Origin of the sequence: Marinobacter salarius (genome assembly GCF_032922745.1) — a bacterium.
Classification (GTDB): Bacteria; Pseudomonadota; Gammaproteobacteria; order Pseudomonadales; family Oleiphilaceae; genus Marinobacter.
Genome location: NZ_CP136693.1, coordinates 1,439,163 through 1,452,880, shown reverse-complemented (window position 1 = coordinate 1,452,880; position 13,718 = coordinate 1,439,163). Strand labels below are relative to the sequence as shown.

General features: G+C 54.8%; 13 protein-coding genes. 4 read left to right on the top strand and 9 right to left on the bottom strand.

Translation table 11 applies throughout. From position 1 onward, the window contains the following. Window position 1 precedes the first annotated feature (1 nt). From R1T46_RS06660 to R1T46_RS06630, 7 genes are all read right to left on the bottom strand, one after another. Window positions 2-832 carry a TlpA disulfide reductase family protein gene (locus R1T46_RS06660; protein ID WP_317307765.1) on the bottom strand — a complete coding sequence of 277 codons (831 nt, stop codon included), beginning with the start codon at window positions 830-832 and terminating at the stop codon, window positions 2-4. 10 nt (window positions 833-842) lie between these two features. Further along, complete coding sequence (gene dsbD / locus R1T46_RS06655; protein ID WP_317307764.1) at window positions 843-2,690, bottom strand: protein-disulfide reductase DsbD; 1,848 nt, start codon at window positions 2,688-2,690, stop codon at window positions 843-845. A 189-nt stretch (window positions 2,691-2,879) separates the two neighbouring features. Further along, on the bottom strand, window positions 2,880-3,281 hold the full coding sequence (locus R1T46_RS06650) for a DUF6691 family protein (protein WP_317307763.1): 402 nt from the start codon (window positions 3,279-3,281) through the stop codon (window positions 2,880-2,882). After that, complete coding sequence (locus R1T46_RS06645; protein WP_317307762.1) at window positions 3,278-3,670, bottom strand: YeeE/YedE family protein; 393 nt, start codon at window positions 3,668-3,670, stop codon at window positions 3,278-3,280. Before R1T46_RS06645 ends, R1T46_RS06650 begins: the two co-directional genes overlap by 4 nt. A 106-nt stretch (window positions 3,671-3,776) precedes the next feature. Next, window positions 3,777-5,144 carry an MBL fold metallo-hydrolase gene (locus tag R1T46_RS06640; protein ID WP_317307761.1) on the bottom strand — a complete coding sequence of 456 codons (1,368 nt, stop codon included), beginning with the start codon at window positions 5,142-5,144 and terminating at the stop codon, window positions 3,777-3,779. Between the two features lie 127 nt (window positions 5,145-5,271). Next, on the bottom strand, window positions 5,272-6,573 hold the full coding sequence (locus R1T46_RS06635) for a histidine kinase dimerization/phospho-acceptor domain-containing protein (RefSeq protein ID WP_317307760.1): 1,302 nt from the start codon (window positions 6,571-6,573) through the stop codon (window positions 5,272-5,274). Beyond that, entirely contained in the window at window positions 6,570-7,256 is a 687-nt protein-coding gene (locus R1T46_RS06630; protein WP_317307759.1) for a response regulator, read from the bottom strand. Before R1T46_RS06630 ends, R1T46_RS06635 begins: the two co-directional genes overlap by 4 nt. 235 nt (window positions 7,257-7,491) lie before the next feature. Here R1T46_RS06630 and R1T46_RS06625 point away from each other — a divergent pair, with 235 nt between their 5' ends. From R1T46_RS06625 to R1T46_RS06610, 4 genes are read left to right on the top strand one after another with little or no spacing between them, the layout of a single operon-like run. Then, on the top strand, window positions 7,492-8,361 hold the full coding sequence (locus R1T46_RS06625; RefSeq protein WP_317307758.1) for an MBL fold metallo-hydrolase: 870 nt from the start codon (window positions 7,492-7,494) through the stop codon (window positions 8,359-8,361). 13 nt (window positions 8,362-8,374) lie between these two features. Further along, a complete protein-coding gene (locus R1T46_RS06620) occupies window positions 8,375-8,791 on the top strand; it encodes a TIGR01244 family sulfur transferase (RefSeq protein WP_317307757.1) in 417 nt (138 codons plus the stop codon). 54 nt (window positions 8,792-8,845) lie between these two features. After that, the gene (locus tag R1T46_RS06615; protein WP_317307756.1) at window positions 8,846-10,114 is read left to right on the top strand and encodes an FAD/NAD(P)-binding oxidoreductase; all 1,269 of its coding nucleotides are present in this window, start codon (window positions 8,846-8,848) and stop codon (window positions 10,112-10,114) included. Between the two features lie 27 nt (window positions 10,115-10,141). Continuing rightward, window positions 10,142-11,887: a sulfate permease gene (locus R1T46_RS06610; protein WP_317307755.1), complete on the top strand. Its 1,746-nt coding sequence runs from the start codon at window positions 10,142-10,144 to the stop codon at window positions 11,885-11,887. 66 nt (window positions 11,888-11,953) lie between these two features. Here the strand turns inward: R1T46_RS06610 and R1T46_RS06605 are convergent, their stop codons facing one another. Beyond that, window positions 11,954-12,889 (bottom strand): MBL fold metallo-hydrolase, encoded by a 936-nt coding sequence (locus R1T46_RS06605; RefSeq protein ID WP_317307754.1) that lies wholly within the window; start codon window positions 12,887-12,889, stop codon window positions 11,954-11,956. Window positions 12,890-12,932: 43 nt separating this feature from the next. Next, window positions 12,933-13,670 (bottom strand): thiol:disulfide interchange protein DsbG, encoded by a 738-nt coding sequence (dsbG, locus tag R1T46_RS06600; protein WP_317307753.1) that lies wholly within the window; start codon window positions 13,668-13,670, stop codon window positions 12,933-12,935. Window positions 13,671-13,718 lie beyond the last annotated feature (48 nt).

The window sequence follows — 13,718 nt, the reverse complement described above, 5'->3', positions numbered from 1 at the left end:
ATTAGCCTCCGGAGTCAGTTTCTGGGCGTTCAAAGCGTTCAAGGTTATGGGCCAGCGACGCAGCAGACAGTTCGCCCGTATGGGCGTTCACCTGCCGTCCCTGGGCATCGTAGAAAAGGGTGGTCGGCAAGACATGACTGCCTGTTGTCCGACCCATGTTGGTGCGAATATCCGTAATCACGTTGCGGAGGGATAGACTGTACTGGTTCAGAAAACGTTTGATGGTTTCAGGCTGTTCGCCCTGATTAACAAAGACAAAAGTAATGTCAGGGTTCTCTTTCTGGGCTTTGTCCAGCACCGGCATCTCGCGAATACAAGGCGGGCACCAACTGGCCCAGAGGTTCACCACCATGGGTTTTCCATCAGCCACTTGTGGCAATGTGGTCGGTCTGCCGTCCAGATGAGAGAGGGGCGAGTCGGGGAGCTGCCGGGATTGGCCTTCCATCAGGACAATCAACAGCGAAACCGTACCCCAGGTTAATAACCCGGCGGCGGCTGCACTGCCCAGTGGGAAGCGGATCGCAGAATTGCGCCAGAGTTTCCACGCCAGCATAGCTAAGGCACCGATCAGCCCGGCGATCATGTCAAAGCCGCCATCCCGAATATCGACTATTCCCAACAGATCCGCCTGGTAGTACTCGAAATAGCGCAGAACGAACCCGATGCGCGCGGTCACCATGGCCGTCAGAAAGATATCGGATAGTGGTCCGGTAACGGGAATCTGCGCCTTGCGGCCGACAATGCCACCGACGATCAGGGCAATGACAAACGCAATCATCAACAGCGCCTGGTCCAGTGACAAAGCAAACGGACCAAGGTTAATGCTTGGCATAGGGGCTCCTTCAGGATTGACGTGCCCGGGTCAGGCGTTGGAGAAACACCTCGGCGGAAACCTCTCCGGTGGTGCGTTGTGTCCGGTACTCCTGGCCATCCGGCCCGATAATAAGGATGGTGGGTGGACCAACCACTTCCAGATGTTTCATAAGTTCCTGATCCAGAGAGTCATTGGCTGTAACATCGGCGCGAAGCAGCTGCATGTCAGATAGGGCGGACACTACGGCGGTATCGCCAAACACTTCCTCTTCGATGATCTTGCAGGACACACACCAGTCTGCGTAGAAGTCCACCAGTGTCCACTGGCCGTTGGCTCCGGCCTCAGCAAGCGCCCGATCCAGATCACCCACCGATTTGAAACTTTCGAAGGCTGCATGTTGTTCTTCGCTCGCTCTGCTGTCACTGCCCGTGGCGACAAACGCCTTCAGTGGTTGCCAGGGCTGGATACCCCCTGCAGCCGCACCGGTCATCATCAAGGCACCCCAGAACATGGTCACCACGCCCGCACTGGCGGCTAGAGAGCGTAGCGGTGTGATTTGTGAAACCCCGCGGGCAATGTGTAAGAGTGAGAGCCCCAGAGCGAGAGTGAGTGCCCCCCAGAGTGCAAGGACCAGGGCATCATCCAGAATGCGTTCGAGAAAATATACTGTGGTGCCAAGCAAGATGAAGCCAAACGCTGCCTTTACACTGTCCATCCATTTTCCGGGTCTGGGTAGAAATCCAGACCCAACGGTTGCCAGAGCAATCAACGGAGTCCCCATGCCCAGACCCAGTGCCAGAAGCGCCAGACCGCCAAGCACTCCATTGCCAGTGTCTGCGATGTAGAAAAGCGCACCGGCCAATGGAGCGGTCATGCAAGGACTGGCCAGCAGTGCGGCAATCACACCCATGGCTGCGGCACCAACAAGGCTGCCACCCTCCTGACGGTTACTGATGCGGGCCAGCCGATCACGCAGAAAAGCGGGTAGTTGCAGTTCGTATAGACCGAACATGGATAGCGCCAACAATACAAACACCACCGCAACAAGAATGATGAACACCGGCGCCTGTAGCATTGCCTGAAGATTGGCGCCTGCAAGTGCAGCAGCGACACCCAATAGCGAGTAGGTGATCGCCATGGTCACAACATAAACGCCGGATAGAGCAAACGCCCTGCCTCGTCCCGCCTGATTGCCGACGATCACGGTCGACAATATCGGAATCATCGGTAGCACACACGGAGTAAATACGAGTAGCAGGCCCAAGCCAAAAAATACTGCGAGATTCAATAACAGACCGCTGGAAGCCAGTTGTTGAGTCAGTGATTGATCGGTAGCCAGTTCGCCCTGTCCTCCGTCTGGCCCACTAACAGGGGTGACATTGTTGACGGTTGAGGGAGCAGATTTCGTGGGATTGCCGCTGAAATCCACAGTTGCCATCTGTGGCGGGTAGCATAGGCCAGCATCAGCACAACCCTGCCAGGTAAGTTCAAGAGCCGTGGCATTACCGGGATTGATCAGGATTTCGGCGTGGTTATAAAACACCTCTGACTCGCCGAAGAATTCATCATGAATAACCGTGCCGGTGGGGTAACGGATGTCTCCCAGGTCACCGCCTGAGCCCTCGATGGCGAGGCGTTTGCGGTATAGATAATATTCCGGTGCGATCTCCCAGGCTAGCGTTAGCGTGCCGTCAGTATTTTCCTGAATGTCATACTGGAAGGCCTCTTGGGCCGACAGGAAGTCATCATTACCATCAAGCAAGGACTGGCCGACAGTTGGCCAACTCGCAGTCAAAGCCAGGAAAGCCGATAAGATTCGTATCCAGAGTCGGATTACTCGCACGCAATACTCCCGTCTGTATTGATAATGGATCATCTGGGGCGCAGACGGGAGCTTCAGGCACCTGGATTAAGTCAACATTAAGAGCCAAGCGGAATGCTCAGCAGACAGACTGGGAAAACAGGATAAAATAGGATAACTTAATGATTTAATTTATCTTTTAGAATTGATCATTATATCAAATACTTGTCCTCGCACACCGCTGATATATTTCTCAGTTTCACTTCATATTCGTCTAGCCAACCACCAGCCAACGACCATCGACAGTAACAACGCCACGAGAGGCCAGGTTATACCACTTATTGACGCAAAGGCCGGGCCCGGACAATAACCTGATAGACCCCAGCCTATCCCAAACACAGCGGCACCAATCAATAAACGGGTATCAATATCACGACGTGTGGGCACGATAAACGTTTCTGCGAACAGAGGGCCCTGGCGCCGGAACACCAATCGGTAGCCGATAAACGTTGTTATCACGGCTCCGCCCATCACAAATATGAGCGTTGGGTCCCAGCTACCGAAGACGTCGAGAAAGCCCTGTACACGTTGGGGGTCGGTCATACCGCCAATAGCCAGACCCAGGCCAAACAACAAACCAGCCAGGTAACCAAAAATCAGTTTCATAAAGAGTGTCCTGTCATGAGTCTGACGACGTAAACGGTTACAACACCCGTTAAGAGGAAAACCAACGTTGCCAGTATGGATCTGGGGGATAGCCTGGCGATACCACAAACACCATGTCCGCTGGTGCAACCGTTGCCGATACCAGACCCCACGCCCACCAGAAAGCCAGCTACAACCATCAGCGGCACGCCACCAATGGGGTTGCCGACCACGGCCTCCGGATTGCCCGCCACGTTTCCAAGCGAGCTATTCAGAACAACCAACAATAAAGGCCCGCTGATAAGGCCCAGCACAAATGCCAGTCGCCACGCGGACTCTGCAGTAAACCGATCAAAGATCAGACCTGATACCATCCCACTGATACCCGCAATACGTCCCAGCGAGGCCATAAGCGTCACCGCAGACAAGCCTATCAACAGGCCCCCAAAAGCACCTTGAATATACGAACCCCATTCCATTATTTCACCTCTGCGCTGATATACATCCCGATATCAATCAGTCCACTGAATGGCCTGCATTCTTCCAGGCCCCCATGGATCCCATGAATACATCGACGTTTTTAAAGCCGCTATTGAGTAGTACGGATGCAGCAACCGTCGCTCGGGCGCCACTGGCGCACATCACGGTGTAGTGTTTATCAGATGGCAAGGTATCCAGCTTGACGGGTATATGACCAACATAAATGTGCATTGAACCGGCTATCACACCGCCCGCTACCTCTGACTGGCTGCGCACATCCAGCAACTGCCAATTGTCCGGTTGATCGTTGACTCGATCCGCCACGTCCCCCACCCCCAGAGTCGGGACCGATTTGAACGGCAGTGCATTGGCAACCTGCTCCGGCATTGGCAGGGCAAAGACACCTCGAACGTTATCGAACCCGATGCGGGCAAGGTGGCGAGCCGCTGCTTCGGCTTGCGTGTCATTTTCGGCGATCAAGGTGATATCGTCTCCAGGGTTGAGCAGCCAACCAGCAAACGACGCCAGCATCCCCACTGGCAGCGCAAGACTGCCGGGCACATGCGCACCGAGATAAGCGCTCACAGAGCGGACATCGATCAGTACCGACTGTTTGCAAAGTTCCTGGAACTGAGCCATATCCAGCGGCATTGGCGCCAGTGTGCGGGCGGCGGGCCTGCCTCCCTCAAGATTGAGTTTCTCCATCAGCCGGAAATAAGGCGGTTGGTAATGATGCTCATCGAGCTTGGCAGCGATGAACTCGTTGCGATCTGTAATCTGGAGCATTTTGTTATGCGCTCGCTCATAACCGATCGATGAAAAATCGCGGTTTGCCATGTTATCACCGCACACCGAACCGGCCCCGTGCGCTGGCAGGACGTAAATGTGATCACCCAGGGTCAGGAGCTTCCGAAGGCTGTCAAAAAGCAGCCCGGCTACTTCTTCCGCCCGCTCCGGATAAAAGTCCGTCCGGCCAACGTCTCCGACAAAAAGTGCGTCACCCGTGCATACCGCAACAGCCTCCTCGCCATACGCCTGATCAGACAGAATATAGGACACGCTATCGTCAGTATGGCCGGGTGTTTCGAGGACATCGATGCTTACCTCCCCGGTGCGATAGCTATCACCTTCAGACACAGTGTTGGCGTATGCCACCTTTCCGGCCGCATTAGGCCCGTGGTAGACCTTGGCACCGGTGAGCGATGCGAGGACCGGCGCACCGGAGATAAGATCTTCGTTACGATGGGTCTCGAAGATATGCGTTATCCGACACCCAAGCTGGGCGGCCTTTTCGATGTATATTTCGCAGTCGCGACGGGGGTCGATCACGATCGCTTTTCCACCGCCTCCAACAAGATACGAAAGTTGTGATAGTCCTTGTGACTTGATTGTTTCAATGAACATGGCTTATCTCCCAATCGATGGTTACTCTCCACGTTACTATGGCCAAGCCTTCTTCAGGCTAGACTTTAAAACCAAGCCGGTAAACCCAGGGCCTTGATCGCAAAAATTCAGGTACCGGCGCATCATTTCAGCCCTCCACCGGGAACTCCAGAATCCAGTCCTGCCCCCCCGCCGCATTGTGTTGGACGTCAAGGCTCCCCAAGAATCTTGAAACAATGGTCTCGACGATCGTTAACCCCAAGCCATGGCCACGGATCTCGCTGCTTCCCGTCCCTCCGTTGATTTGAGCCCGTTCAGAAGCTTGATCGTTGTGGCCATGGTCACGAATGACAAAGGTTACATGTTCAGAGCCTCTGAATGCCCGCAGTTCAACAGGGCGGTCCGATGCAGAGTATTTCAGCGCGTTCTCGATGAGATTTCTCACAGCCACACCCGCCAAGACCTGCGGCACGGCCATTACCGGATTCTCCGTACCCGGTTCAACCTTCAGCCGAGTGGCCTGTGGCAGATCGGTTGTCGCCTCCGTGATCACCTGATCGACGCGGGACTCTGCTGCGCCAGGCCATTCGCTACCTTGCTCAAGACGAGCCAGCATCAGTAGCTGTTCAGTAACCCGTTGCAAGCGGCCAACTCCGTATTCGGCATTAATTAACGCCTGCTGCTGTCGCTCGCCCTGAACTTTTTGGGCTACCTGCAAGTGTGTTTTGATAGCGGTCAGGGGCGTACGAAACTCGTGGGCTGCATTGCTGGCAAAGCGCTGCTCTCGGCGCACGGCACGGTCTACCCTGACAAACAGGTTGTTGAGTGTCTCTACGACTGGCTTGAGCTCCGCCGGTGCCTCACCGATGTTCACTGGCTCAAGGTTGGCCGGTTTGCGGCTATCGAGAGCCCGAAACAGGCGTTTCAATGGGCTCAGCCCCTGCCTCACACCCAGCCACAGCGCCAGCAGGCTGCCGACCAACGCGAGCGCAAAAGGCACAACCATCACAATAATAATGCCATTCTGCAGCGAGGAGCGTTCGGTCATGCGGTCGGCCGTCGTGATGAGTACACCTTCATGGTTAAGCGTAAAAAGGCGCCATTGCGTCTCGCCGATTGTGCGCGTATCAAACCCGGTGCTGGCCTTCTTCGTCAGCAAGTTCTTGGCGCCACTTGTCTGCAGCAGCACTTGCCCCCCGGCTGACCGGATCTGACAGGCGACGCCTTCGCTTTCAGGTTCGACCAGCAGCGGATTGTCAGCGGGCGCCGTCAACAGCTCGGGCTGCCGTGCGATCAGTCCAGCCACCATGGTCGCAGATGCGGCCAGGCGATGATCCAGTGTCTCGGAGACCTGACGGTCGAGATCAACATAGAGCAACCCTGCGGCCGACAACCACAATAGAACAAAGCTACTACCCAGAAGTAACAGGAGGCGACGCTGCAGACTCATGACGCTGCCTGATCCGATACGCTTAGCGGCGGCCCTAGCCGATACCCGACGCCGCGCACCGTCTCGATCAGCTCGCGCCCCAGCTTCTTGCGCAAGTGATAGATGTGCACATTCAGCACGTTACTTTCCACATTGGTGGTCATACCGTAGAGGCTGTCTTTAAGCTGATCCTCAGTAAGCACGGCGCCACGGGCATTGAGGAACTTTTCCAGTAATGTTAATTCGCGACGCGATAGCCTCACAGGTTGATCGCATAGGCGTACTTCACCCTCTGAGGGGCGTACGATCAAGTCGCCATGGACAATTTCAGAGACGGACCGGCCGGCAGCACGGCGCACAAGTGCACGAAGGCGGGCGACCAGTTCATCCAGTTCGAAAGGTTTGAGTACATAGTCATCGCCGCCCGCCTCAAGGCCAGTCACACGATCATTCAGCGCATCACGCGCGGTGAGGATCAGGACGGGAGCATTGAGACCCTCGGAGCGCCACTGTCGAAGCATGGCCATACCGTCAGCATCGGGCAGTCCGAGATCCAGAATGAGCGCATCCGGGGTAAAGAGACTCATTGCGTGGCTCGCTTGCCGACCGTTGCTCACGTGGTCTACCACAAACCCATCCAGTTCAAGTCCCGCGACCAGGCCGGAAGCAACCAGTTCATCGACTTCAATCAGCAGTAATTGCATAGGGGGCTCTGTCCTCCGGGAATATTCGGGTAATGGCCATTGAGTCCCTTATGGTGCCGATAAGTTCCACCACTCCACCATGAAGTTAATTTTACTCCTCAATAACAGGTACATACGGAGAGATTGCTGAAATCTATAGCGTCTATTACTTTATATAACTGAACGTTCTATCGTTATAACACAAAATCTGATATGTTGAAATCAGATCAATTCTCTTTGCGACGAGGGTGACGCCATGCAACATCCGCTGGTCACGCATTTCTTTGACGAGCCTACAAACACATTCAGCTACATCGTTCAGGATCCTGATAGCTCGGCCTGCGCGATCATCGATTCTGTGCTGGATTTCGACTATGCCGCGGGCCGGACCGATGTCCGCTCCGCTGACAAAATTATTGAGTACGTTCAAAGCAATGACCTGAGTGTGGAATGGGTTTTAGAAACCCATGTGCACGCTGACCACCTGTCTGCTGCACCCTACCTCCATGAACGTCTCGGTGGAAAAACAGGCATTGGTGAAAAGATCGCTGTCGTTCAGGAAGTGTTTGGCAAAGCTTTCAATGCCGGAACCGATTTCGCCCGGGATGGCAGCCAGTTCGACCATCTGTTTAAGGAGGGCGACACGTTCATGATCGGAAATCTTGAGGCGAGCGTTCTTCACACGCCCGGACATACGCCGGCCTGTCTAACCTACGTAGTTGGCGATGCTGCGTTCGTCGGTGACACGCTTTTTGCGCCAGATTCGGGAACGGCTCGTTGCGATTTTCCGGGTGGCGATGCCCACACGCTTTACAAGTCCGTTCAGAAAGTGCTGTCACTCCCTGAGGACACCCGCATTTTTCTCTGTCACGACTACGGAGCAGGAGGAAAACGCGATGAGTTTATTCATGAGACGACTGTCGCCGAACAACGTTCCAGCAATATCCATGTGGGTAAAGGTATGAGTGAAGACGATTTCGTCGCTTTTCGCTCAGAGCGTGACGCGAAGCTCGGAATGCCTCGACTGATACTGCCGGCCGTTCAGGTCAACATGAGAGCTGGGGAGCTGCCGCCGTCCGAAAATAACGGACAGGTTTACCTGAAAATTCCGATCAACCAGTTTTAAGCGGAGGTCCGCAATGAAAATTCACTTCCTTGAATCAGGGTTCGCCGTTGCCGATACCGTAAAACCGGCAGACATGGCCAGAATTAAAGAACAGGGATTTGGGGCTGTTATCTGTCATCGCCGTGAGGGCGAGGATGATTATGAGGGCGCATTGGTTTATGCCAGGGCGGCAGAAAGTCAGGGCCTTGAATGGGTGAGCATTCCAGTTCCTTCAGGAGAGTATTCCAAAGCTGACGTCGACGCATTCAGCGAAGCGCTCGAAAACTCGGCTTCCCCGGTCCTGGGGTTCTGTCGGACCGGACGTCGGGCTGTACATATGTGGGCCCAGAGCAAGGCGAAAGATCCGCAATGCAGCGTCACTATGTTGCTTGATGCCGCCCAGGCTGCGGGCCATGACCCGCAGCTGGTCAAAGACATTCTGGAGAGTTAGGTAAGAGTTCACCCCAAATAAGAATCAATCCTCGGCATATGGAGACCAACAATAATGTCTGCTCCAAATACAAGTACCACCACCACACAGATTAAACGATACGATGTTGTGATTATCGGCGCAGGCTCAGCTGGCGTTACTGTCGCAGCCAGTCTGTTGAAGCGTCAGAAAGATCTTGCTATCGCAATTATTGATCCCAGCGACACTCACGATTATCAACCCGGTTGGACCCTGGTCGGCGGCGGTGTATTTTCTGCGGAAAGCACCCGGCGTAAGACGAAATCTGTTATTCCGGAGTGTTGCTCCTGGTATCAGAAATCGGCCGAACAGGTAGACCCTCACGCCCAGACCGTCACACTTTCAGATGGTGCTTCGGTAGGATACAGCCGCCTGGTGGTTGCACCCGGCCTTGTGCTGAACTGGGGAGCCATAAAAGGGCTTGAAGAAACCTTGGGGCAAAACGGCGTTACGTCGAACTATCGCTATGATCTTGCGCCTTACACCCGGTCGTTGGTGCAGGGGCTACATCGTGGCAAAGCGGTTTTCTCGCAGCCACCGATGCCAATCAAGTGCGCGGGGGCCCCCCAAAAGGCCATGTACCTTTCTTCAGATTACTGGCGCAAGGCAAATCGTCTCAAAGACATCGACGTATCCTTTCGTCTGGCTGGTAATGTTCTTTTCGGAGTAGAGGACTACGTTCCGGCGCTGCAGCACTACATTGATCTCTATGGGATCGATGTTGGTTTTGGTGAGCAACTGGCCAGTGTTGATGGCGCGAATCGCACTGCAACGTTTTTAAGGGCAACCTCAGAAGGTGGGCAGGAAGAAATCGAGGTCAATTTCGATATGCTCCATGCGGTGCCTCCGCAGAATGCCCCCGCCTTTATTGAGAAGTCGGGACTGGCCAACTCTGGGGGATGGCTGGACCTGGATCATGAAACGCTGCAACACGCGCATTTTTCCAACATATTCGGCCTCGGAGATGCCAGTGGTACTCCGAATGCCAAGACAATGGCGGCCGTCAGAAAGCAGGCCCCCGTTGTTGCTGAAAACCTGTTGGCGTCACTTCATGATCAGCCGCTGCGTGCTGCCTATCTCGGTTACGGCTCCTGTCCTCTGACCGTCGAGAGGGGGCGCATCGTGCTTGCTGAGTTTGGATATGGCGGGGCCTTGCAACCAACTTTTCCCAAATGGGTTAACGATGGTACGAAAGCAACGAAACAGGCCTGGTTTCTAAAAACCAAACAGCTTCCCTGGATCTATTGGAATGGGATGCTGAAAGGGCGCGAATGGTTGGCTAAGCCAGCAGAGCGCCAATCCTGAGCAGGGTCAGTTGAGTAAGGAGCGACCGTGAAGAAACTTGCCTCAGCTCTGCCAATCGTTGACTGGCTGAAAGGCTATCGCGCTGACACGCTGATCAGTGATGGCCTTGCAGCGGTCATCGTCACGCTGATGCTTGTTCCGCAGGCCTTGGCCTACGCCCTTCTGGCAGGGCTGCCGCCCGAAGTTGGCCTGTACGCGAGCATGATTCCGCTGGTGGTCTACGCCCTGTTCGGTACCAGTGCGACCCTGGCTGTCGGGCCGGTTGCGGTGGCGTCCCTGATGACGGCCTCCGCCCTTGGAGGGATAGCCGCCACCGGCTCTCCGGAATATGTGGGCGCTGCCCTTGTGTTGGCCACGCTGTCAGGTCTGATCCTGTTTGCCATGGGTGTCCTTCGGCTAGGATTTATCGCTAATTTTCTGAGCCATCCGGTGATCTCCGGATTCGTTACTGCCTCCGGCATTCTCATCGGTGCAAGCCAGCTCGGTCATATCCTCGGCATCCAGGGTGGCGGCCACAACCTCCTCGAGATGGGAGAAAACCTGCTCGGTGGGCTTAGATCATTCAACCCCATAACTTTGTTCATCGGTGGTGGGACGCTTCTGTATCTTTTCCTATGCCGTCGTTATCTCAAGAATTGGCTAACGCGCCTTGGCCTGTCGGCGAGACTGGCTGACATTCTTACCAAAGCCGCGCCTGTTTCGGCGGTTATCGCTACGACAGCCGCGGCTTGGTATTTCAACGTCGGTGCCCAGGGCGTCAATCTTGTCGGCCAGGTTCCGAGTGGCCTGCCAAGCATCAGCCTTCCGCCCATGGAAAGAGAGATATGGGCCACTCTGATACCAGCAGCCATTCTGATCAGCCTGGTCGGCTTCGTGGAGTCAGTATCAGTCGCCCAGACGCTGGCTGCCAAAAGACGCCAAAGAGTGGATCCGAATTCGGAACTGATTGCCCTGGGTCTGGCCAACGTCGGTGCGGGCATCAGCGGTGGCTCACCGGTGTCCGGCGGGTTTTCCCGCTCAGTGGTCAATTTTGAAGCCGGCGCCCAGACTCCGCTTGCCGGCATGTTCACTGCACTTGGTATTGCTATTGCCACGCTCACACTGACAGGGGTGCTGGCCTTTCTCCCAAAGGCGACGCTGGCCGCGACCATCATGATTGCAGTCAGCACTCTGATCGACTTCAAAGCCATTGGCCGCACTTTTCGCTATTCCAAAGCAGACGCCACGGCGATGCTTGCCACCATTGCCCTCACGCTGGTCCATGGCGTGGAAACCGGGATTCTTGCCGGTGTGGGTTTGTCCATTGGCATTTATCTTTACCGCACTAGCCGCCCGCACAGTGCGGTGGTGGGGCGGCTTCCCGGGTCTGAGCATTTCAGAAACGTAAAGCGCCACGAGGTCGAGACTGACGAGAAAACAATAATCCTGAGAGTTGACGAAAGCCTCTATTTTGCCAATGCCCGATACCTGGAGGAGACCATACTGTCTTTGACTGCCGAACGCCCGAACACGCAGAACCTCGTTCTGGCCTGCCAGGCCGTTAACAGCATCGATGCGTCAGCACTGGAAAGTCTTGAAGCCATCAACGGCCGACTGAAAGCTATGGGCATCAATCTGCACTTGTGTGAAGTGAAAGGCCCTGTCATGGATGGATTGCGACGCACTCACTTTTGTGACGAGCTCACTGGCAAGGTTTTCCTGAGCACCTATGACGCCTGGAAAGCTCTGATCTCCGCACCAGAATCAACGAACAGCAAGCTCAAAACAGCCTGATTGTCAGAACCCAAAGGGTGGCGAAGATCGCTGGATTCCACTTCCGTTCAGAAGATTCGGCTGATGTCAGAAGTACTCAAACTCCAGATCCTGATAGACGCGCCCTGCATTCTTTGCAGCAAGCTCTTCAAAGGTATCAAGATAGGACCACTGGGACTGGTCGATGTTATAGGCATCGTCCAACCCACCCCCCTGCTCCAGAATTTCTCTCACAGCGTTACGCAGGAACACGAGATATCCGCGGGTTTCCTTGGTAACCACATCAATAGTGGTCGGCTCACCGTGGCCGGGAATTACAATCTTCGGATCCAGTTGCGCTGTCATCTTGTCGAAAGACTCCACCCATGAGCCGGTATCAGTATCCTCAAAGACTGCCAACAAACGCTGGTGGAAACCGAGGTCTCCGGTGATCAGCAGTTTTTCCTGGGGAATCCAGAGGGCCAGGTCACCCGGTGCGTGCCCCGGGCCGAAATAATGCAGCTCGATCTTTACGTCGCCCATATCGAGGTCGTGCCGGTCTTCAAAGCCAATATCGGGTACCGCAACATAGGTGCCTTTGGCTTTGTCCTTGTTTCTGTTTTGCATCGAGAGCAGCTTGGCTTTGCCCTCATGTTTGAACTCCTCGATTGCTTCGTTCTGGGCGATGATCGGAACACCCTGATCGCGCCAGTAGCTGTTACCCAGCATTGAGTGACCCTGGGCATTTTCATTGACCACGTATTTGACGTCTTTGTCGGTGATGCTGCGAATCGAATTGTGAAAGGACTTCGCCAGAAGGTAACTGTCACCGCCATTAAACACCACAACGCCCTTCTGCGTGATGATGAAAGTGAGATTGTTGTTGTGGCCATGGTTTTCGTACGTCCCGGGACCGGTTGCTCCTATGGCCGAGTAAGTCCGATCCGATACCCGGGTGAGCTCCAGGTGATCCGGCATGCTTTTGCTGGCATTGACCAATCCCGGAAACATCAATAGAGCCAGTAACAACCCTCTAAACGCCATTGTTATTCTCCTTGTTCCGAACACACCGGAGCCAATAGCGACACTATTCCGGAGCCCTGAAAACTGCCTCGGATAACGCCGAGTCATCCGGTAGCCCAACGATCTTGCGTACGTCTCCATCCAGGTCTTTATAAAACACCGATGGTGTTACTGCTACCGCGAGACTTTCCATCAGTCGGTTATTGCTCCGGATTAGCTTCCGCAGTTCCTGAGGTACATTTTCCCCGGATTCCAGCCAGTCTCGCGGGAACTGTTTGTCGTGGAAATCGAGTTTACTGACGGGATCGTTCGCGCCTAGCACGCTGGCCGCCTTGGCCAGGCTCGAGGGCTGAATGATGCCAACCATGATATGCCGCAACTCTATGCCCCGTTCCAGATAGTGCTGAGCCCTGTCACGGAAGGTCACACAGTAGCCGCAATTGGGGTCGGTAAAAACATATACAATACGTTTGGCGTCTCCGGGACCTTCCGACACCCAGGCCGCATCCGCCAGCTTTTGCCAGGCTCCGGTCAAATCCGGTTTGGGCAGCCATTTCCTGATGTGACTAGCGCTGAGGTCCTGGCCAAAACCGTCGACCATTCTACCGATGACGACATGCTCGCCATCCGGCAGGAGGTAAAGGGAGACCGGGTGTCCGTTCCTTCGACCGACAAAGCCTTTCACTCCTCCCGGTGCCTCGAAACTGGCTTCCACCTTGAGACCCTCATCAACCAATACCTGGACAGCATCCGGATACACTGCCAAAGCCGGGGCGGGAAGCAGAAATAATAGAGAGAACATTTGCACTATACGCCTTAACATAATGATCTCGATGTATATTTAAAATAA